The organism is Pseudoalteromonas sp. S16_S37, from assembly GCF_014694405.1.
GTDB lineage: Bacteria > Pseudomonadota > Gammaproteobacteria > Enterobacterales > Alteromonadaceae > Pseudoalteromonas.
The window spans coordinates 23,199-43,868 of record NZ_JAAUWV010000013.1; the positions used below are offsets into that span (position 1 = coordinate 23,199).

The 20,670-nt window shown below is 44.2% G+C and carries 19 protein-coding genes; 17 read left to right on the forward strand and 2 right to left on the reverse strand.

Features of this window, described 5'->3' with window-relative positions; genetic code table 11:
• The first annotated feature begins 54 nt into the window (after nt 1-54).
• From HC733_RS08395 to HC733_RS08415, 5 genes are all read left to right on the forward strand, one after another.
• The gene (locus tag HC733_RS08395) at nt 55-2,037 is read left to right on the forward strand and encodes a Hint domain-containing protein (RefSeq protein WP_190364608.1); all 1,983 of its coding nucleotides are present in this window, start codon (nt 55-57) and stop codon (nt 2,035-2,037) included.
• A 38-nt stretch (nt 2,038-2,075) separates the two neighbouring features.
• Nucleotides 2,076-3,311: a hypothetical protein gene (locus HC733_RS08400; RefSeq protein WP_190364609.1), complete on the forward strand. Its 1,236-nt coding sequence runs from the start codon at nt 2,076-2,078 to the stop codon at nt 3,309-3,311.
• A 10-nt stretch (nt 3,312-3,321) separates the two neighbouring features.
• Entirely contained in the window at nt 3,322-4,167 is an 846-nt protein-coding gene (locus HC733_RS08405; RefSeq protein ID WP_190364610.1) for a GEVED domain-containing protein, read from the forward strand.
• 10 nt (nt 4,168-4,177) lie between these two features.
• Complete coding sequence (locus HC733_RS08410; protein ID WP_190364611.1) at nt 4,178-5,659, forward strand: internalin; 1,482 nt, start codon at nt 4,178-4,180, stop codon at nt 5,657-5,659.
• Nucleotides 5,660-5,723: 64 nt separating this feature from the next.
• Complete coding sequence (locus HC733_RS08415; protein ID WP_190364612.1) at nt 5,724-6,776, forward strand: hypothetical protein; 1,053 nt, start codon at nt 5,724-5,726, stop codon at nt 6,774-6,776.
• 54 nt (nt 6,777-6,830) lie between these two features.
• Here the strand turns inward: HC733_RS08415 and HC733_RS08420 are convergent, their stop codons facing one another.
• Nucleotides 6,831-7,697, reverse strand: coding sequence for a LysR family transcriptional regulator (locus HC733_RS08420; protein WP_190364613.1), 867 nt, complete (start codon nt 7,695-7,697; stop codon nt 6,831-6,833).
• A gap of 276 nt (nt 7,698-7,973) precedes the next feature.
• Between HC733_RS08420 and HC733_RS08425 the strand changes: the two genes are divergently transcribed.
• From HC733_RS08425 to HC733_RS08475, 11 genes are all read left to right on the forward strand, one after another.
• Nucleotides 7,974-9,506, forward strand: a complete 1,533-nt coding sequence (locus HC733_RS08425; RefSeq protein ID WP_190364614.1) for an MFS transporter — start codon at nt 7,974-7,976, stop codon at nt 9,504-9,506.
• Nucleotides 9,507-9,609: 103 nt separating this feature from the next.
• Nucleotides 9,610-9,849, forward strand: a complete 240-nt coding sequence (locus HC733_RS08430; protein ID WP_190364615.1) for an acyl carrier protein — start codon at nt 9,610-9,612, stop codon at nt 9,847-9,849.
• A 1-nt stretch (nt 9,850) separates the two neighbouring features.
• Complete coding sequence (locus HC733_RS08435) at nt 9,851-10,864, forward strand: 3-oxoacyl-ACP synthase III family protein (protein WP_190364616.1); 1,014 nt, start codon at nt 9,851-9,853, stop codon at nt 10,862-10,864.
• Between the two features lie 40 nt (nt 10,865-10,904).
• The gene (gene asnB, locus HC733_RS08440) at nt 10,905-12,746 is read left to right on the forward strand and encodes an asparagine synthase (glutamine-hydrolyzing) (protein WP_190364617.1); all 1,842 of its coding nucleotides are present in this window, start codon (nt 10,905-10,907) and stop codon (nt 12,744-12,746) included.
• An 11-nt stretch (nt 12,747-12,757) separates the two neighbouring features.
• A complete protein-coding gene (locus tag HC733_RS08445; protein ID WP_190364618.1) occupies nt 12,758-13,858 on the forward strand; it encodes an AfsA-related hotdog domain-containing protein in 1,101 nt (366 codons plus the stop codon).
• A gap of 9 nt (nt 13,859-13,867) precedes the next feature.
• Nucleotides 13,868-14,962, forward strand: coding sequence for an oxidoreductase (locus tag HC733_RS08450; RefSeq protein WP_190364619.1), 1,095 nt, complete (start codon nt 13,868-13,870; stop codon nt 14,960-14,962).
• Between the two features lie 2 nt (nt 14,963-14,964).
• Complete coding sequence (locus tag HC733_RS08455) at nt 14,965-15,735, forward strand: SDR family NAD(P)-dependent oxidoreductase (RefSeq protein WP_190364620.1); 771 nt, start codon at nt 14,965-14,967, stop codon at nt 15,733-15,735.
• Nucleotides 15,736-15,763: 28 nt separating this feature from the next.
• On the forward strand, nt 15,764-16,528 hold the full coding sequence (locus HC733_RS08460) for an SDR family oxidoreductase (protein WP_190364621.1): 765 nt from the start codon (nt 15,764-15,766) through the stop codon (nt 16,526-16,528).
• 72 nt (nt 16,529-16,600) lie between these two features.
• Complete coding sequence (locus tag HC733_RS08465) at nt 16,601-16,918, forward strand: hypothetical protein (protein WP_190364622.1); 318 nt, start codon at nt 16,601-16,603, stop codon at nt 16,916-16,918.
• Between the two features lie 31 nt (nt 16,919-16,949).
• Nucleotides 16,950-17,681 (forward strand): 4'-phosphopantetheinyl transferase family protein, encoded by a 732-nt coding sequence (locus HC733_RS08470; RefSeq protein WP_190364623.1) that lies wholly within the window; start codon nt 16,950-16,952, stop codon nt 17,679-17,681.
• Nucleotides 17,678-18,349, forward strand: a complete 672-nt coding sequence (locus HC733_RS08475) for an NADPH-dependent F420 reductase (protein WP_190364624.1) — start codon at nt 17,678-17,680, stop codon at nt 18,347-18,349. The genes HC733_RS08470 and HC733_RS08475 overlap by 4 nt, the downstream gene beginning before the upstream one ends.
• Before the next feature lie 57 nt (nt 18,350-18,406).
• Here the strand turns inward: HC733_RS08475 and HC733_RS08480 are convergent, their stop codons facing one another.
• The gene (locus HC733_RS08480) at nt 18,407-19,372 is read right to left on the reverse strand and encodes a LysR family transcriptional regulator (RefSeq protein WP_190364625.1); all 966 of its coding nucleotides are present in this window, start codon (nt 19,370-19,372) and stop codon (nt 18,407-18,409) included.
• Between the two features lie 122 nt (nt 19,373-19,494).
• Between HC733_RS08480 and HC733_RS08485 the strand changes: the two genes are divergently transcribed.
• The gene (locus HC733_RS08485; protein ID WP_190364626.1) at nt 19,495-20,670 is read left to right on the forward strand and encodes an efflux RND transporter periplasmic adaptor subunit; all 1,176 of its coding nucleotides are present in this window, start codon (nt 19,495-19,497) and stop codon (nt 20,668-20,670) included.

Consider the following 20,670-nt stretch of genomic DNA (forward strand, 5'->3'; position numbering starts at 1 on the left):
GAGCTTGTGCTCAAAAAACACCAATAAAGGTAAAATATAACAAAGGGAATCAAGATGAAATTACTCAGTTTATCTGTCGCGCTGGCATTAGGTGCGGCTACGTCAATAGCCCAAGCACAAAGTGATATTGTGAAGATTAATGCTAGTTCACCTGTACTTGAAATTAAGCAAGGGTTTGTAAAGTCCGACTTAACAAGCAAGCAAAACATACAAGCGTTAAAGCAGCGTTTAAACAAATATGGGCTTAATAAGCAAAATAGACCCCATTTGTTTAACGTGATTGATAAACAGTATGCACGTAGCCTAGCGGCACCGAGCTTAGCCATATCAAGCGTGAGTACGGCCAATGATTGTAATGCGCATAACTCAAGTTTGTGCTCGTTTTTCAAACACATGGGTATTGAAGTTGCTACTTTGCCTGGTACCAATGAACAGTACCTCGTGGTATCTGCACTGAACAGTGAAAAAAAACCAACCAACTATACGTTTATCGATATCACGTTAGTAAACGAAAAAGGTGAATCGATCACGCTACCGCGCTACGCAGAGTTTTTTGGCGATGGTGAGGAAGAAAAAAAGCGTAAGTCAATTTACTCATCAGCACGTTTAAGTGACGCTGTGGCTAAATTACAAAGTGCTGAGCAAATATACGCAGATGCATGGGTGACTGTGGTATATACCGACGCAAATGGTAACGAAGTTGTAGAAGATAGAAACTCCAAAGTCGAATATTCAAAAGATACTATCTTAGGAGAGTTGGGCTTGATAACCCCTGAAGTACAAAGCGGCGCGCCAATGGTATCAGTGCAAAATGCGGGTACATTAACCACCGACTTTGGGTCGACTTTATCTCATCCTAAAGACTTACGTTCAAAAGAAGCTGGGCAGCTAGACAATAAAATAATTGTTTGTTTAAACCGTAATTATGGTGATTGTGACTACGAGAATATTTACCCAGCAGGTACGCCTAATGATCAGTTAAAATTGAAGATCCCATTTGTGGGTGAATACATCATGATGGGTAAAGTAACGCGCATCTATCGACCTGATTGGAGCGTCATTGATGTGGTTGATAACGGTGATGGCAGCACAACCCTTAAAAGTAGCCCTCAGGTACAAAAGCCTGATGTGATCGACTTTGGCTCTAATATCTTTATTCAAACCAAAGAGGGCGGCGGCGCCACGTCGATTTCCGGTGATCAGTACAACGATATTCAAAACTTCTTCGCGGATAACATCCAAGTGGAGTACATCCCATTTGGCCGCCGTACCAAGACTAAATTATCTTGGAATATCACCCGTAACCAAGGTGTGTTTGGTGACGCAACCTTGTATGGCCGTTATCAAGATGCAAACTGGATAATGAACATTGCTGTTGATAACGAACCGCGCCCAGGCCAAACACCGCGCGCTGAAACCGTGGTGATTGGTTCTGCAGGTTTAGGGTCATGGGAAGATATCGACTACCCACAAATGCAAATTGTGTATAGCTGCTTAGCACAAGGTAGTTTGATCACCTTGCCTGATGGCTCACAAATGCCGATTGAAAAGCTTGCCGTGGGCGACCTAGTCATGGGCGCTAGCCAATACAATCCAGCCAATCGTTTAGCGCTTGAGATCAAAGATATTTCAGTTGGTGTTGAAGCAATTCCAATGATTGAAATTAAAACCAAATCAGGGAAAAAGTTACTGTTAACGGAATCTCACCCTGTGATCATGCAATCGGGCGAGTCTATTTGGGCTAACGAAGTGCAGTTAGGCGATCGTATTCTTACCCAAGATGGAATTGAGTTTGTAAGCAAAATCAAGCAAGTGAAATTTAAAGACAAGGTTTACAACTTACGTTTATCACGCAGTAAAGACGATCCGAATTACTTAGAAGGTGAAACCTTCAGCATGTTCGCCAATGGTGTTCAAGTTGGGGATCTGGCGATGCAAAGTAACAATGAGTTTAAGGATAAAGTTGAAACGCAGCAGGATGTTTTGAATCGCTTACCTGAGCCTTGGCACAAAGATTTTCTCAATAGCATTAAGTAATAGGAATGGCCTGCAAAGGCCATCTCACGGAGTGAATTATGAATAAATTTATAAAACTAAATGTGGTATTGGCAGCGCTATGCTCAACCTCAGCTTTGGCGATGAGTGAATCTGATGATGCTAAGCAAAACTTAATTAAGCCTAGCAGCATTGATGCGGTACCACTGGGCACGGCTTATCACAGTAAAGGTGAAAACTATCTTGGTCTACAATCAGTTAAAGGTGTTCAGGCAGAGCATTTGGGCAACAGCAAAATCGATTTTCGTGTTGGTGTTGATTTAGGCTATGAGCAAGCGCTTAAGCTGATTGACGGTAAGGTAGATGCAGGATTTAAGTTTCCAGCTGTGCGGGTTGATGCTGGGGCAAACTATGCCAAAGATATCAGCGCCGATAAATACACTGGAACCTATACCGTTTATTCGTCGATGAAACCTAAATCTCGGATGTTGATGCCAAGTGGTATGGTGGGTTATGAGCCTACTCAGGCGGCACTCGACTTAGCCCAAGCACAGCCAGGCAATCGTGAAAAGAACTTAGGTGATGGTTTTGTGCATGGCTTTGCCTATGGCTCAAACGTGGTGATCAATATGAAAATTGATTATCGCAATGAAGAAGACAAGCGCTCAATTGGTGGTTACTTAAGTGTTGACTGGATTGGTAAAGTCAAAGTGGATGGACAGCTGCAAAAGCTTGATGACACCAAGCGTCAATCGGTAAAAATCACCATCAGTGGCTATCAAAGTGGTGGCGAGCCGAATCGCTTATTAAACATTATACCTAACGGCATTATGCGCTGTACTTTACTCAACCCAGAGCCTTGCTTTGCGCTCTTTGAATCTGCGATTAATTATTTGAAAAATGACTACATTAATCAGTTTGATTCACTTGATGACTACAATGTGACCGAAGCCTACATTGCCGAATATCAAGACTCAGGCCCTGCTTTGCAAGCGCTAGTACCCGCACAAGGTTATGAAGGGGCAAATTACTTAACCAAGTTAGTAGTAAAAGAACTAACAGCCCGTTGGATCGCCGAGCGCTTGACCTATCGCCGTGCTAAAAACCTGCAGCGTTACTATGCGTCGCAGTTTAGCAACGAGCAATTAACTCAGCTGAGTAACATCGAATCAGCCAGTCGCAATAACGCCAATTTATTTGCCGATATGGTTGATTACTGTGAGCAAAATCCAGAAGGGAATTATTGCACTGAATATGAAGCTGCGAATTTGGTTTATTACACCGACTACAGTAGCTACAGCGATGTTTTGAAGTAAGGAAACGACCATGATGAAACCATTATTTATCGCCACATCTGTGATGTGTGCAGCAACACAAGTACAAGCGGCGACAGAGCTTGAACAACAAGCAAATTACAATGAAGTCGGAGAATTTTTAACGGTTGCGCAAGCGCAAGGGCGCTTTGCATGGCTGGAAAAGTGTTACGACGGATTACTCGTTGAGATTTGGGAACAATCTCATGACACCACGCAAATTGTGAGCAAGGAAGAAAAGCTTAAGCAGCTCAGAGCGCTTTGGCTATCAGCGGATAAAGTTGCGCAAGGTCGAGTAAATTACCTCACCTTTGCAAATAGCGATTTTAGTAATCCGTATCAATGGCGCGCGGGTAACAGTGTGAATGATGCCTGTAGCACCATGCCTCCTGAATATGTGCCAGTGGCTTTGCAAACCACATTATTGAAAAACCAATATTGTGAGAACCAAAGCTACGACAACGAGTGGGAATGGATTGAAAAAGTGACCGTCGAGGAGTTTAGTCATGAATCTCAAAGCCACAGTTATAGTGCAATTACCGGTAAAGTGATCAGTTTACCTGCTGGTAGAGCGGTAAAAATGTCCGTAACACCCGGAAATAAAGAGCCACAGTATCCATCGCATGTAGCAATGCGAGTGTGGATAGATTGGGATCAGGATGGGGTGATGAGTGAATCAGAAATGGTTCATAAATCAGCGTCGGATGCGCCTTTTCAATTTACTTTTGAAGTACCGACTGAGGTACCCGATGGCGTCACCTTGATGCGTATAGCCAGCGATGCTGGCGGCGGTTCTGATAACGCATGTAAGCGCGTTCAGTATGGTGAGGTGGAAGACTACCTGGTGACAATTCGTTAAGGACAAAACAATGAAACCAATTTATTCAACAATGTTACTAATGGGGCTGTGCACAAGCTCTGTAATGGCAAAGCATAGCGATGCAATTGCAAAAGAAACTATCAATTCAGGTTCGTCTATTTCAGGCTTAATCAATGACCATATTGCCATAGGTACGGCTTATGACAGCCAAACCAAGCGCTTTTTGAATGTACAGCCTGTTGCTGGGCGGATTGATGAAACATACGGTAACAGTGAAGTGACGTTTAAAACGGGCATTGATATGAGCTACGATGATTTGCTCAGCACACTCAATGGTAGCGTTGACTTAGATGTTAACTTCCCTGTGGTACGTGTATCAGCAGGGGCGTCACTGGCTAAAGAAATGGCCTCTAGCACTTATTCAAGTTCATACACTTTTAGCGCTCGCAGTACGCCTAAAAAGCGTTTGTTCCTACCGCAAGACAGCAATATTGGTTATACCCTGTCACAAGCCGGTGAGGAAATAGCGAATAAGCATCAGGCTAAATTGCAACAGCTTGCTGGAGATGAGTTTGTGTCGGCAATCGAATATGGTGCCAATATTATGGTGAACCTGAAGATAGATTACGGCAGCAATAAAGATAAGTCGGAAATTGGTGGCTATCTTGATGTGGACTTATATGGTGGGGTATTCAACGTAGGTGGACAACTAAAATACCTACAAGATGATACTAAGTCTTCAGTAAAAATTACGGTGAGAGCTATCCAAAATGGCGGCGATCCTAAGCAGTTACTTAGCATTATTCCAAATAATATAATTACCTGCTCATTGGATAATCCAAAACCGTGTTTTGATATGTTTTACGAAGCGGTGCAATACGCTAAAACGGGTTTTGGCTCGCAGTTAAATTCACTGAGCGATTATAACGTCGTGCGTTATTACACCACACGTTATGACAGTGCCTCTTTAGCGTTGCGTCCTTTGGTGGCCGATTATCAAACTATTCGCAATGCCACTAAGTGGTTGATCAGTGAATTAGAAGATGACTTTAAGCAAGCTGTACTTGATGAGCAACGTGCTTCTAATTTATTGACTAGCTACTATGCATATTTACCTGAAGCTCAGCGTAGTGCTGTGGAGACGATTCAAAACCTCGCTTATGACAATGCGTGGTTTTTATTCAATGCCGCACAGTTTTGTCGCGACAACCCATTTGGCACAGCATGTGAAGACGAAGTACAAAAAATGAAAGACGATTGTGCGCGTCGCGGCAAAGTATGCCCAGCAAGTTATGATGTGACGCAACTTCAGTTACCGCAATCTGATCGTCTAGATTGGAAACAGTGTGAACTGGCGCGCCAAGAAGCCGTGCGTGCAGGTGTTGTGAGTGAAGAAGATAGTGTGAAATATCGCAATATGCGTTGGGCGCCAACCTTCATTAACCTCAATGCTCCTGCCATTGGTATTTTGAACTGGCGTTTGTGTGAAGGTGCTTTAGGTACTTACGGTAACGCGTTTAATACGCTGTAAACACCCCAGAGCTGGCCAAGGTGCATCCCCTAGTGCATCTTGGTCTTCTGCTAAAGGAGCTATCATGAAATTAATAGCAGGGTTGATGCTTTTGTTGGCGTTTAATGTCTCGGCGAAGCGATATTATAGTGAGCAATTTAGCGAGCAAGACTTGGGTAAAGCGTTTGATACAGAGCTACACCAAGCATCAGAGAAGTGTTTAACAGGGACCATTGAATACCATAAAGAAAGCGCAGGGCAACTGGATTATTTGCAGCATTTGAACGAAACCCAGATCAGACGACGCACTTTTGGTGAAGTGCATGGCGGGGTGAACTTGTTTATCGTGGCGGGCAGTGTATCAACCTCCATTACTCACACCAATGCAACCGATAATTTGAGCCTAACATCGCAACTGCATTTAAAGTTGTCGCAAGGTCACAGTACGATAGAAAACCGCCAAGTGCTTAAAAATGCTGCAAACTGCGGCGATCAATTTGTTTACCAAGTTGATTACGGGCGAGATATTTTTATCAACACGCGCTTGCACTTTCGCTCTGAAGCCGATTACAAAAAGTTCGTAACAAAAATAAAAATTAGATTGCTGTTTTTCAAAAAAACCAAGACCAAAGTTAAAGAGATTGAAAAGTTTGCGCAAAATGCAGTATTGACCATCGACGCTAACTCAAGTGGCACTTTGCCACCTAGGTTACAACAACTTATGGACTCGAACCCTAAACATTGCCGAGGCAATAACATCTCTCCTTGTTTAAACACCTTACAGGCCTTAGCTGATTATACATTCGGCGGGCAGTTGGGCGATGACTTAACGGCTTTGCCAAAGTTGCCACGTAGTATTATCACCAAATCGTATGAAGAGTCTGGGCACTTTGATATCTCGCAAAATGTGAATGTGATTGATGCTGGGCAGTACGACCCAACATGGCAAGTCATAGAGCGGCGCTATGGCGAAGCAATAAGACGTACAAAACGGGCTGAGGCGTTTTTAGCGGTTGCAACAACAGATGAGCAAGTAAGCGCACAGGCTGAATTTGATGCCGCGCAAACAGCGCTTATACAAATGGAGGAATTACGCCAAACTTGTTTAGCGCAACCTTGGCTTAGCCTATGTAATTAGTTTTCAACAAAACGAGAGGTCAATCTAAGATAACGGCGGACCTCTCAATTAATTCTATGCTGTTGCGCTAAACAAATCATGGTATTCGGAAAAGGTATCAACAATAAGTTTAATGGTATTTCTGGTTTGCTTATCCGCATATGCACAGTAGATCAATACTGATGAAGAAGGGATCTCAGGCAAGTTGAGTTTCTCCGATACTTCAATCAGATCCGCAGGTGCTGCTCGGTGTGGAAAAATCCCGACTGCAAGACCCGCAGAAATCGCAGTTATTACGGCAGTGATATTGTTTCCTACGAACGCTTCATGCCATTTAATTTGCGCTTTATCTAAGGTTTGTGCAGCAACGTTTCGTAATCCGCAGTGGTCTTTTAAGTTTGCGATAGGTAAAGGTCCTTGCGCATCGTATGCAAATTGCTCTGCTGCATACCAGCCAAAGTGCTCTGGACATAACACATCACCCTCATAGCGACCATCATCACTGCGCACAATAATTGCGTTTAATGCGCCTGAATTACAATGCTCAACTAGCACACTTGAGCTATCCACAGATAACTCAATTTGCAAAGTCGGTTCTGCGTCTCTTAAACGAGATAGTACCATTTGAATTTCAGGGCCAAATACGTGGCAACCTACGCCCAGTTTAAATTGTCGCTGCGGTGAAACTAAACTAGCGATGGCCCTATCATTGGCGGCAATAAGCTGTCTTGCTTCGGGTAAGAAGGCTTCGCCCGCACTCGATAGTCTCACTTTCCTTGGGGTTCTTTCTAGTAACCTAACGTCCAACTTCTCTTCTAATCGTTTCAGTTTTACGCTAAGTGTTGCTTGAGTGGTACCTAAAGCATCGGCGGCTTTGGTAAAGCTCTTGTATTCACTGATAGCCAAAAAAGCGCGGATCGAATCCAAATCCAAGCTAAGCATGTACATAACTCCTTTACTACTATGTTTAAATTAACGCAATTTAAGTTAGCTTTTTGTTTACCTTTAATGGTTTTGTAAACATCCCTATCCTTTGCATCTTATTGTCTTATATCTATTTATTCGATTTTGTTATGGCAGAAATAGTTAATCATGTATTTAACCAATGTCAAGCGGGTGTTACTTTTTTGTCTCCACTGTGAGTGCAGCGCAAATTGGTTGCACTTGTAACTTAGAACAAATCCCTCATCTGGTGAGGGGATTGAAATGGAGTGCAAAATGTTTGCTGCCATATCTTTTAAAAACAAAATAGCACTGGCTGCCGTCTGTTTATCTGCGGTAATGCTAGGGCTTGAGATAACCAGTGTTCCGTCTATATTACCAACATTGAAAGACTTGTTACCAGCAGACTTTCAGCAGTTGCAATGGATTATGAATGCTTACACATTGGCAATGTGTTCAGTGTTAGTGGCGATGGGCGCCTTAGCTGACCGCTTTGGACGAAAACGTATTTTTGTTGCTGGCATTTTAGTGTTTGCCGTAGCATCGTTTATCTGTGGCATGGCATCGAGTGCGCCAGTACTCATTGCCGCACGGTTCTTACAAGGGCTAAGTGCCGCAGCCATGCTGTCTTGTCAGGTCGCGGTGTTGTCTCATCAATTTCAAAATGGGCCTGAACGCGGGGTGGCATTTGCAACGTGGGGAATAGTATTTGGCCTAGGTCTAGGTTTTGGCCCGATTGTTGGTGGCTTAATACTTGAATTCGCGAGTTGGGAATGGGTGTTTTTGATCCATGTACTTATCTCGGTTATCACGTTAATACTTGCTAAGAAAGGGGTGACAGAGTCATCCGATCCGCATGCGGTAAAGATGGACTTTGCGGGCATGATCACCCTGTCGCTGTCAGTATTTGGCTTAGTGTATTTAATTATCCAAAGTCACGAAACCAGCATTTCAAGCAACACAGGCTTAGCTATCTTGCTAGGTAGCATTATTAGCTTTGTATTGTTTGTCATTATCGAAAATAAAGTGCAGCGTCCTATGTTTGACTTCCAAGCATTTAAAGTTCGTAACTTTTCTGGCGCACTGTTTGGTGCCAGTGGTATGAACTTTAGTTTTTGGCCATTTGTTATTTACTTCCCTATCTATTTGCAATCGGTGTTGGGTTACAGCGGGGTGATGTCAGGCTTAACGGTACTTGCTCTGACCGTGCCTACCATTGTAGTACCCCCCTATGCAGAGCGCATGCTAATGAAAAAAGGGCCAGGATTTGTGATCCCTCTGGGCTTATTTACCATCGCACTGGGTTTTGCATCTATTTGGTTAGCCATTGGTATGGCGAGCACATCTTGGATGACCTTACTACCTGGCTGTGTACTGGCAGGAATTGGCCTTGGTTTAACCAATACACCAGTAACTAATACTGCTACGGGTTCTTTACCACCTGAGCGAGCTGGAATGGCATCAGGCATGGAGTTTAGTGCGCGCATGATCTCTTTGGCCGTCAACATCGCAATTATGGGCTATGTACTTGTTAAAGGTATTGCCGAGGGATTACAGGACACGCTTGGATTGGATAGCACGCAAGTGATGCCGCTGGCCGACGCGATTGCTTCAGGAAATCTTTCAGCCGCAGAATCGGTGGGGATTTCGCAGCAAATGGCCAGTGAGATCCTGACCTCTGGCTTCAGTTGGGTCGTACTCTACGGCGCAATATCCGCACTGATTTTATGTATCGCAGCAGCACTTGCATGTGAACGTAAAAATCAATCAGCAGATGATGGTGAATCTATGAGCGTGGTTGCAGAGTAACCGCCTCTTTCAATCGAATAAATTTTATTAATTAGACAATGAAGCGCTGCTGTGCGTAGCACAGCAGATGGCTTCTCACGCTTAAAAAACAAGGAATTGGATTATGAAATTAAGCTTTGAAAACCTAAAAAATGAGATAGCAGAGATATTAGATATCAACAGTGATGAAGTACACACAGACACAGCGCTTACTGGCAGTGACCATTGGGATTCGTTTGCCATGCTTTCTGCGGTGGCTTTAGTAACGCAATACACTGAAAAGCAAGTGTCGCTTGGCGATTTATCGAATTTAGCAACGGTGAACGATTTTGTGTCATTGCTACAGAATTTGAAGGAAAGCTGAGATGGCAATGAAAACAATTTCTGGTATTCGCATTGAAGCGATTTCCGCAGCTCTACCTGCTACCACAATTGGCAGTGAAGAGTTTGCAGCCTTATATGGTCAAAAAGAGGCGGCGCGTGTGGCCAGAGGTACTGGGATAAGCGCTATTCGCACCGCAGATGGCTTATCAACACAAGCTTTGATCAGTGCTGCCGCACAACAATTACTGCGCAATGTGGATGTCACTTTAGAAGAAATTGATGCGCTTATTGTTGTGACGCAAACCCCAGATAGCTGGAGCCCAGGTACGGCGTTTGCCGTGCATAGTGAGCTAGGACTGAAAAGCAATTGTTACGTTGCCACCATCAACGATGGCTGTGCAGGCTATGTGAACGGCATGATCCAAGCGGCATCTTTAGTTTCTTCAGGAGCCTATAAAAAAGTGCTGCTGTGTACCGGTGATGTCAATACACGTTTGGTAGACGATGCTGATTATCAAGTGCGGATGTTATTTGGCGATGCCGCATCAGCAACACTCATTAGTCAGGGCGAAGAAACCGTAAGTTTCATAAACGGTACTGATGGCTCAGGTAAAGACATGCTGGGTGTGAAAATGAATTATGAAAAAGCACCTCAAAGCACCGCATCTGTTGCCACGTTAAAAATGGATGGTGCAGCGGTCATGAGCTTCGCGCTGAAACGCGTACCTGAAGTGGTCAGTGCCTTGTTAAATCAAGTTGGGGTCAATAAAGACCAAGTTGACTTGTTTGCTTTGCATCAACCCAATGAATTTATTTTGAATTACTTAATTAATTTATTGGATGTTGAGCCAAGCAAAGTGCCAATTGATGTCAATGGTATTGGCAATACTAATTCAACATCTATTCCCCTATTACTGACACGCCATATTCCAACGAGTGAGCTAAGCAACATTGTGTTATGTGGCTTTGGAGTGGGGTTAGCGTGGAATGCAATGCACGTGACTTTAGCAAATACGGCACTGATAGAGCCGGTAGAAATTAGCACAGCGGCATAGTGTTGACAGCGGATTTTTGAGTTTATAAGGAAAAATAAAAATGTGTGGTATTACAGGATGGGTTGACTTTAACAAGCACTTTGCTGAGCGTACGCAAATTGTTGATAGAATGACGGACTCGCTATCTCATCGCGGTCCAGATGCTCGAGGCACTTGGTACGATCAATACGCAGCGCTAGGTCACAGACGCTTATCTATTATTGACATTGAGCATGGTATCCAGCCAATGGAAGCCAAAGACAGAGCAGGGCATAACTCGGTTGTTGCTTTTAATGGTCAAATCTTCAACTTCAAAGAGTTGCGCTCACAGTTAGTTGGCTACGGTTACACGTTTGAAACTAACAGTGATACCGAAGTGCTGTTAAAAGGCTATTTGCATTGGAAAGAGCGCGTTGCTGAGCACTTAAATGGCATGTTTGCGATTGCTATTTGGGATACCCATGAACAGCAGTTACTGCTTATTCGTGACCGCTTAGGTGTTAAGCCTCTGTACTATTACCGTACGGAAACCGGCATTGTGTTTGGCTCTGAACCTAAAGCATTGTTTGAAAACCCTTATGTCAAAGCGCAGGTATCGAAAACGGGTTTTTGTGAAATCCTCGATATGGTGAAAACGCCAGAGTTAACACCCTACGATGGTATGTTTGAAGTGCGTCCGGGGCATATTCTTACCTTCAACCGCCATGGTTTAAAAAAGCAAGTGTATTGGCAGCTGGAAGCGCGTGAACATCATGACTCACTGGATGTCACCATAGCAACGGTGCGAGAGATCCTATCTGACACGGTGAAAAGACAAATGATCTCAGATGTGCCGATTTGTTCGTTGCTCTCAGGTGGTTTGGATTCATCGGCTATTACTGCATTGGCTGCTGAGCATGTGAAAAAAGGCACCTTACCGTCTTTTTCGGTCGACTTCACTCATAACATGGATAACTTTTCTGCCGATGGAGTGCGGGGTGCTCCCGATGCACCATTTGCCAGAGCGTTGGCTGAGCATGTGAATACGGCACACAGCGAACTGCTACTTAACAGCAATCAAATGTTAGATCACTCGGTACGCAATCATGTACTTCATGGTGTTGATGCGCCTCCCGCTTATTGGGGTGACATGTGGCCATCGCTCTATTTGTTGTTCCAGGGGATCAAAAAACACTCAACGGTTGCACTATCAGGTGAGGCCGCAGATGAAGTGTTTGGTGGCTACCAATGGTTTAGAAATCCGGCGGCATTGGCAGCAAATACGTTCCCTTGGCTAACCGCAGGGTCGTCACGCTACTTTGGCGGTGTTCAACTCCTTAACAAAGACTTTGTTAATACTTTAGAAAGAGATGAGTATCGAGCACAACGTTATCAGGAAGCGCTAGCAGAAGTTCCTGTATTAGCAGGAGAAGCGGACGATGAAAGACGTTTACGCGAAGTGTCTTATTTAGCGCTTACGCGCTTTTTACCCACCTTATTAGATAGAAATGACCGTATGAGTATGGCGGTTGGTTTAGAAGTGCGAGTGCCATTTTGTGACCACCGCTTAGTTGACTACGTCTTTAATGCACCTTGGTCAATGAAAATGTTTGATGGTCGAGAAAAAAGCTTATTGCGCGCAGCAACGGCACCTTTGCTGCCTGAGAGCATAGTGCATCGTATTAAAACGCCTTACCCAGCAACACAAGATAGTTCCTATGAACAAGGGCTACGAGATGAACTGGCTGGAGTGATGGATGACAACAGCGCGCCTGCTAGAGATTTTATCGATACAAAGAAAGCCAAAATGTTGGTTGAGCGTGGAGTGAGTGAAATTAGCCAACCTTATAACCGAGGCGGTATCGAAATGGCGCTATGGATGAACCGCTGGCTGAAAAAGTACAACGTAACCACGAACGTATAAGGAAATTTACAATGTCAATAATACCGACTATTACACCCAAGCTGTTGCACAAACATAAAGATGATGACGTATTACTAAGTAGCCCGCGAAAGCTGCTACCAGCACGATTTGTCTCGGCACAAACACATCCAGCGACGGACCCTGCAATCGTGATGCTCAATAGCCTTTATGATGTGTCTGCGGATAACGAATATACCTTACGTGTACCAGCAGACTCGTCAGAACGCGCTGGTGTGCCTTATAAGGATGTGATCACACAAGCTGCAAACGAGTTGATGCGCGGTGTGCCACATCAAGTGATCGAAGCAATCAAAGCGGGTTTGCCACAAGACAGCGCAGAGCGATTAGATGTGAGCGATGAAGCCATTGCGGCGTTCCTTTTGCATCACCAAGTGACTCGCCACTCTCACAGTTTTAAGTTTGTGAACCAAGCAGAGCACTATTTCTTTTATCGAAAACCGCATGAACATGTGCCTGGCATTATGTTATTAGAGGCGGCAAGACAGACAATTTATTATCAGCTATATGGCTTTTCACAGCAGCAATTGGGCAAGGTTACAGTCAGCCTGAGCGAGTTGAATGCCAAGTTTTATCATTATGCTGAGCTGATGTATCCCATGGAGATTGTGGTTGATGATTTAACCGCAGGAGATATCCAAAAGCCCAAGGAAGTGTTGTATAGCGCATCGTTTTATCAACAAGGTATGTTGATTGCGCGTATTAACTCTCTGGCCCCTGTTATTTCTTTGAAGCGCTTTGTACTTGCTCGCAATGCCAAATTACTAAACGAAGATGAACGTTTCTCGCCACTCCCTGTTGCACCTATTACCACATTGCTCAGCAGTACCGCTGGCAAACAAGTGCTCGTAGAGCTGCAAACAATCGGCATCACAGCGTGTACAACAAGCCCGTTTGAGGCTGATAACAATGATGCAGTGTATCTGAATGTGATTTATGGCAACAAACTGCATTTCCAAACGCAAGTACAGTTGCAGCGTCATGACGATGGTAGTGCATTTTGGTCGTTCCTTGAGGTGGATCATGAGCAGCGAGAAACGCTTAAAGAAATCATTAAGCGTGGTTTTGTCAGTAACCCACAGCAAGCAGCATAGAGAGGAAACATGACCCTATATCATTCTAAATACCCTCATTTACTCAAGCCATTACAGCTTGGTAAGCAAGGTAAAGTTGCAAACCGCATGTACTTTTCATCGGTTGGTTTTGACTTGTGTGATCACGAAGGCCGACCTATGCAAGAGTTTTTTGAGGTCTATGAGTCAATTATGGATGGTGGCTGTGGTTTTGGATTTTTAGGTAATGCCTCTGTTGATGCGTCTTCGCAGTATACCGATAGAAGTCAAAAGCTTGTCTCACAACAGCATGCGCTTGATCTAAAGCCAATTTTTACTGCGGCGAAGCAACGTAACTTTTTGCTCAGTGCCCAGTTGCAACATTATGGTTCGGGAGATGCAACATCCTTAAGTGAGGCGCAAATTGAGTCGTATATCGAGCATTTTGTGCAAGCGGCGACATTAGCCTTAGAGATTGGTGCACCGGCGCTGCAAATACATGCGGCAAATGGTTATCTATTAAGTAGCTTTTTATCACCGAAGTTAAATCAAAGAACGGACCGCTGGGGTGGCAATGCAATGAATCGTGCGCGTTTGCTGCTCGAAGTGCTCAAGCGCGTTAAAGCGGTGGTGCAAGACGAAGTAGTGATCTTTGTTCGCTTGCAAGTGGATGACGGTTTTGGCCCGGAGGGTTTGAAAGTTGATCAGCTCGATGAGGTCGCTGTGGCCATCGAGCACGCGGGGGCGGATGCGATAACGTTAGCCAATGGCGTAGCACAAACCTTTGCCAAATTTCTCGATGATGCGAACTACACACTGGCATCTTGTCGTCACGCTGGGCGCTATTTAAAGCAATTTACAAACCTACCAATTGGTTTTTCAGCCAACATCGGCAGCTTAGAGGTGGCTGAAGAGATCATTGCCAGTGGCGATGCTGATTTTATTGGCTTTGGTAGGCCAATCATCGCTGATCATCAATTTGTAAACAAAGCACTTGCGGGGCAAGTGCATGAAATAAATCACTGCCAATGGGATTCGTATTGTCTGCGAGACAAAAAAGAGCCCTTGGCGGACAGAGTTTTTTGCTGCGTAAATCCGAGTTATTTACGCCCTCAACATATTCAAAACAAATATAAGGAAAATTAATTATGCAATATCAAGGCAAAGTAGCAGTCGTATCTGGTGGTACGCGTGGTATCGGTTTCAATGTAACGAAGAAACTTGTCGATCAAGGCGCGTTTGTCTATTTCACTGGGCGTAATCAAGAAGATGGGTTAGCAGCACAAGAGCAGTTAGGTTCACAAGCGCGCTACGTACAGCTAGATGTGACTGATGAGCACGCAGTAAACGCATTATTTGAACTGATTGAGCGCGAGCATGGTCGCTTAGATTTAGCGGTCAATAATGCCGGGATCACGACAAAACGTGCGTCTGTAAGTGAATTGGACTTAGCAGAGTGGAAGCGTGTTTTGGACATTAACTTGGTAGGTCCTTTGCACTTTATGTCTCGTCAAATTCAATTGATGCAAAAAGGCGATGGCGGCTCAATTGTGAACGTATCTTCATGCGGCGGGATCTTAGGTCAACCACGTCAAAGTGCTTACTCAGTGAGTAAAGCGGCACTCAATATGCTGACACAAATTGCCGCAATTGAATGTGGCGTACCAGAAGAGGGTAAACAGCTGGTGCGTGTTAACGCTGTATGTCCAGGACCAACTATGGGTGGAATGAATACGCAAGAGCGTTTACGTGCAAATCCTGAAGCCACAGCCGAAAAATATCGCAATACCGCATTACGTCGTTTTGCAGAGCCTGAAGAGGTGACTGCTTCGATTAACTTCTTACTCAGCGATGAGGCATCTTACACCACCGGGACTTTACTGTCTGTGGATGGTGGTTTTATTGCGGGTAAATTCTAAATAGCAAGTATTAACAGGAGATTAGGATATGGCGAGTGTGCTTATTAGTGGAGCCAGTGAAGGAATTGGACTTGCGTTGGCAACATTACACCTACAACAAGGCGATACGGTGATCGGCTTAGCTCGGCATTGTCCTGAACGATTGGCTCAACATGATGGGTTCATATTTATCAAAGCGGATCTGAGTTGTCTTGCGCAATTAGAACAGGTGATCGACTCGCATCAAGAGGTTTTGACTGATGCTGCGCTCGACACGGTTTATCTCAACGCGGGAATAACGGGTAACGCCCCAGAGTTGGCAAGCAAAGTCGCACACGATGAAGTGACTAAGGTCATCAATGTCAATGCGCTAGCAAACAAGCTGCTATTAGATGCCTTACTGGCAATGCCACACAGACCACAGCATGTGGTGGTATCAGGTTCAATCGCTGGGCGACGATATCGTGCGGGCATGCTGGCCTACAGTATGTCCAAGGCTGCCTTGGAAGCGTTATGTGGTGTGTATGCTCAGGAATATCCTGATGTGTTCTTCGCCGTGCTTGGCATGTGTAACGTGGATACGCGCTTGTCGCACAATATTGTGAATCACCCCAATGTAGAGCTGTTTCCAGACCACTTACGTTTGCAACAACGTTTTCAAATGCCTGGCTATGTGGTGTCGGCTGCAGAGCGTGCTGAGGATGTATATCGAATAGTACACCTTGAGCATTGTCAGCAACTTATCAGCGGCGAGTTCGTAGAGATCAGAGCGCTGACAAAGGCAAGTAATAAGCACTTAGTGAGTGCTTATTAATTAATAAGATTGAGTGATGCATAGTCTCAGCTTAATCAACAAAAACTTTTAACTTTAATTAAGGACAAGGTAATGAGAAAAGAAATTCAAGCACTATTAATCGAAGCAATACAAGAACAAGACTTATATTTAGATCAGCCTGTAGATATGTCAGCAGGTGGAGACACGATTTTATATGCAGAAGATGGTCAATTAGATTCACTCAGCTTAATTACCATCATTGCTGATATGGAAAAACAGATCTCAAATCGTTTTGGTGTGAAACTTAGACTGGCCAATGAGCGAGACCTTAGTACACACAACTCGCCATTTACAACATTTTCCAAGATGCATAACTTCATCGTTGATAAGTTAGAAGCTGCGCTACAAGTCAGTCGTGAAGTTGCTTAACTGATTAGTGAAATGATAAATGGACGTGCTCATGAAGAAGTATGTTTTGCGTGTTATGGAAGAGCCTTTAGCATTGTTTGTTAAAACAATTCATGGCGATTTAATACAAGAAGCAAAGCGACTTCTACCAACTGAAGTGCAGCAAGCTAAGCGGCGGCTTAGTCAGGCTAAATTACGTCAATTTATCATCAGTCGTGCATTTGTGCGGCATACGCTTGGTTTAATGCTAGGCACAGATTGGCAGCATACGCCAATCTGCTTATCCAAATCAGGAAAGCCGTACCTTCCGGCGTTAGCTCGCCAATTATGGTTTAACGTATCACATGCAAAAAACACCATATGTGTGGCTTTTTCACAGCATAGTGATATTGGTGTTGATATTGAATCGGCACAACGAGTTGTACCTAATGCGTTGAAAAAATTTGCATTTTCTGAGCATGAACAGCAAATGGCGCAGTCTCAAGTGGATATCAATAGTGCCTTTTTGCACTATTGGGTCGCCAAAGAGGCGGTGCTTAAGTGCATTGGGTGTGGGTTAAATCGAGCGCTACAAAGTATTCGTATCGAACAAGGCAGTGACGGACAGATATGGGCACAGGATTTATTATCAAACTGTGTTTCTAAGCGTTATTTTCAGCTATTTCGGATCCCTGATATCAGCGGTTATGTCGGTTATTTAGCCTTGCCAGTTAGCACTTTGAAGTTACCCATTAATCAGCAAAAAAATGTGAGGAACTCTAACTATCAATGGAGACTAGAATGAAGATAGGATTTATTGGTGCCGGCGCTATGGCACAAACACTGGCATATCATGCACTACGTAGTGGACATCAAGTCATGCTTAGTAATTCACGAGGACCTGAGAGTTTAGCAGCAGTCGCTACTAGATTTGGTTGTCAGGTAGGCACTTCGCAGCAAGCCGCTGAGTTTGGAGATGTGGTGGTGATTGCAGTACCGCTCTACGCATATAATCGACTGCCAAAAGAGCAACTAGAGGGCAAAGTTGTACTCGATTTACTGAATTATTTTCCACACCGAGATGGTTATATTACCGAGCTCAACAGCAGTGATACAACGACAAGTGAATTACTAGCAAGTTACTTAACGGGCTCAAAGGTTGTAAAAGCCTTCAACTCTATCACAGTGCAAGATTTACAAAGGGATGCGCGGCCACAGGGGGCGGCAGATCGTCGCGCGATCCCCATTGCATCAAACGATGCTCAAGCTAAGGAGCTGGTTGCAAAGTTGATTGATGACTTTGGTTTTGATGTTGCCGATGGCGGGAAGCTATCAGAAAGTTGGCGCTTTGAACGTTTTAGGCCAGCCTACTGTGTTGCTGCACCAAAGGATAAATTAGAGCGAATACTAGCATCTACCACACAAGATACCGTGGTAGCGGATGGCCATTGGCTTCACACTCGTTATGTATAAAATCTGACTTGTTTTCGTATTCAATCAGTTGCGCTACAAAGGAGTAGCGCAACTGTTCTAAAAGCGTCTTCTATTATTCTCATAACCATACATGTTGGCAAAATGAGGAATATTTTGCTCCCACAGTGGGCTGTCTTCACCTAAGCTATTTTGCAATTCATTGATAAAAAGCTTAATTTTTGCCGGGCTATTACGATGCGTGTACATCGCATAAAACGCACCGAAATCAGCGAGATGGAGGTCTGTGAGTAGTGGAACTAAATGGCCTTTTAACACTTCGTCTTGGATCATATGTGCCGCGACAACCGCCACCATGTTGCCGGCTTTGGCTGTATCAACCAATACATCTCCTTCATTCACTTTATACGCTGCACGTAGTTGAATAGTTGCAACTTGCTGATTATCGTCATAATACTTGATCTTATCCGTGATAAGACCGGTTGAGGCATAAACTACGGCAGGCAGGCGTTCAAGATCGGCAATACTTTTTGGCTCACCATGGCGGCGAATAAAATCAGGAGCTGCGACAATTAACATGCGGTTGCGAGCTATTTTTTTGGCAATCAAGGTAGAGTCTTTAGGTTCACCAACACGAAATCCAAGGTCAAATCCTTCGCCGACCATATCAACAATGCGATCTTCTAATCTCAATTCAAATTCAATGTCTGGGTATTTTGCTTGAAAGTTGAGGATCACGTTTTGTAAAAAGCGCCGACCAAAAATATGTGGACTGGTGATTTTTAATTTGCCTTTAGGCTCGCAATGATAATTTTGCGCCACCCGAATAGTGTCATGTAATTGTTCGCGCAGTGCCCGCGCTTTTTCAACAATTTCATTGCCTGCCGCGGTCAGTGACAGCGAGCGTGTTGTACGATGCAACAATCTCACTTCTAATTCACTTTCTAATTTGGCGATTTGTCGAGAGATCACTGAACGGTCAACATTTCGATGTTCAGCGACATTGGCAAAAGATCCCAGCTCTACCACTTCTAAAAGTAGCATCAGGCGATTTGTTAACTCCATTTAAAGGCCTTGTTAATTGTATTTTTTGTTTGGTGCACCAGCAACACCAGTAAGGTGTTGATTAGAGCATTTTTATACATATCAATCAATACTATAGTGCTTAATGGAATAAGGAGTTAGTTATGTTAAAAAAGTATAAATTTTATTACCTGTTAGGACTGTCACTCGGTTTAATGGGATGTATGCAAGCGCAAGAAGAAGTTGTGCAATCGGTGCCAAAAACGGCTGTTGATATTGTATCAGTTCCTACCTTGTCGGTTGTTGATTGGTTTACCTACACGACTCGATTGGAGTCTCCACAGCAGGTTGAATTGCGGCCCCGGGTAACGGGACTGATTAGTTCGGTTGAATTCAAAGAAGGCGATCTGGTACAGCGTGGCGATATTTTATTTAAATTAGATAAGCGTACTTTTCTTGCGCAAGTGAGTGAACTGAAAGCGCAGATCTTAAAAGCACAAGCCGCTTTGCAGCAAGCACACAGTGAGTCGGCTAGAGCTCAGCGACTGCGTAAGCAAAAAGCCATATCAGCAGAAGAAGCTGAAGCCAGGACGTCAGTGACGGCACAGCGAGAAGCTGAATTAGCTGCGCTACGAGCCTCGCTTGAATTGGCTGAACTAAAAGTGGAGTTTACAGAAATTCGCTCCCCAATTACTGGCAAGATCTCTAATGCTTTGTTTACTGAGGGAAATACTGTTAAAGCCAATGAGACTGTGTTAACCAGCATTGTCTCAACTGATAGGCTATATGCTTACTTTGACATTGATGAGCGCACGTGGAATAGCCACTTTGCCGCAATACCAAAAGTTGCTCAGTTGCCAGTCAAGTTACAATTGCTAGGCACCCAACAGCAAAGTCAACAAGGGGTGATTGATTTTGTTGATAATGCGATTGATGAGCGCAGCGGTACGCTGAGAGTGCGGGCCACATTCAACAATGATGATAAAAGACTGTTACCTGGCGCATTTGCACGAATAAGCTTAAGCACGGGACGCAATGATAAAAAAACCGTGGTCCCTGATCGGGCGGTAGGTACCGACCTAAAAAATCGCTTTGTATTGGTAATGGATAAAGACAATACCTTGCAATATCGCAAAGTTGAGCTGGGTAAACGCTATGGAGAGCTGCGCGCCATAACGGGTGGTGTGGAGTTGGGTGAATGGGTGGTCATGAATGGACCCGCCAAGGTCGGTCCTGGTATGAGCGTAGAGCCGCGTGAAATCAACATTGAATTACCTCAATCATATTCCAATATTGAGTTAGCGATGCGCGAAGAGCAAACCGATAGCAAGGAGCGCTAA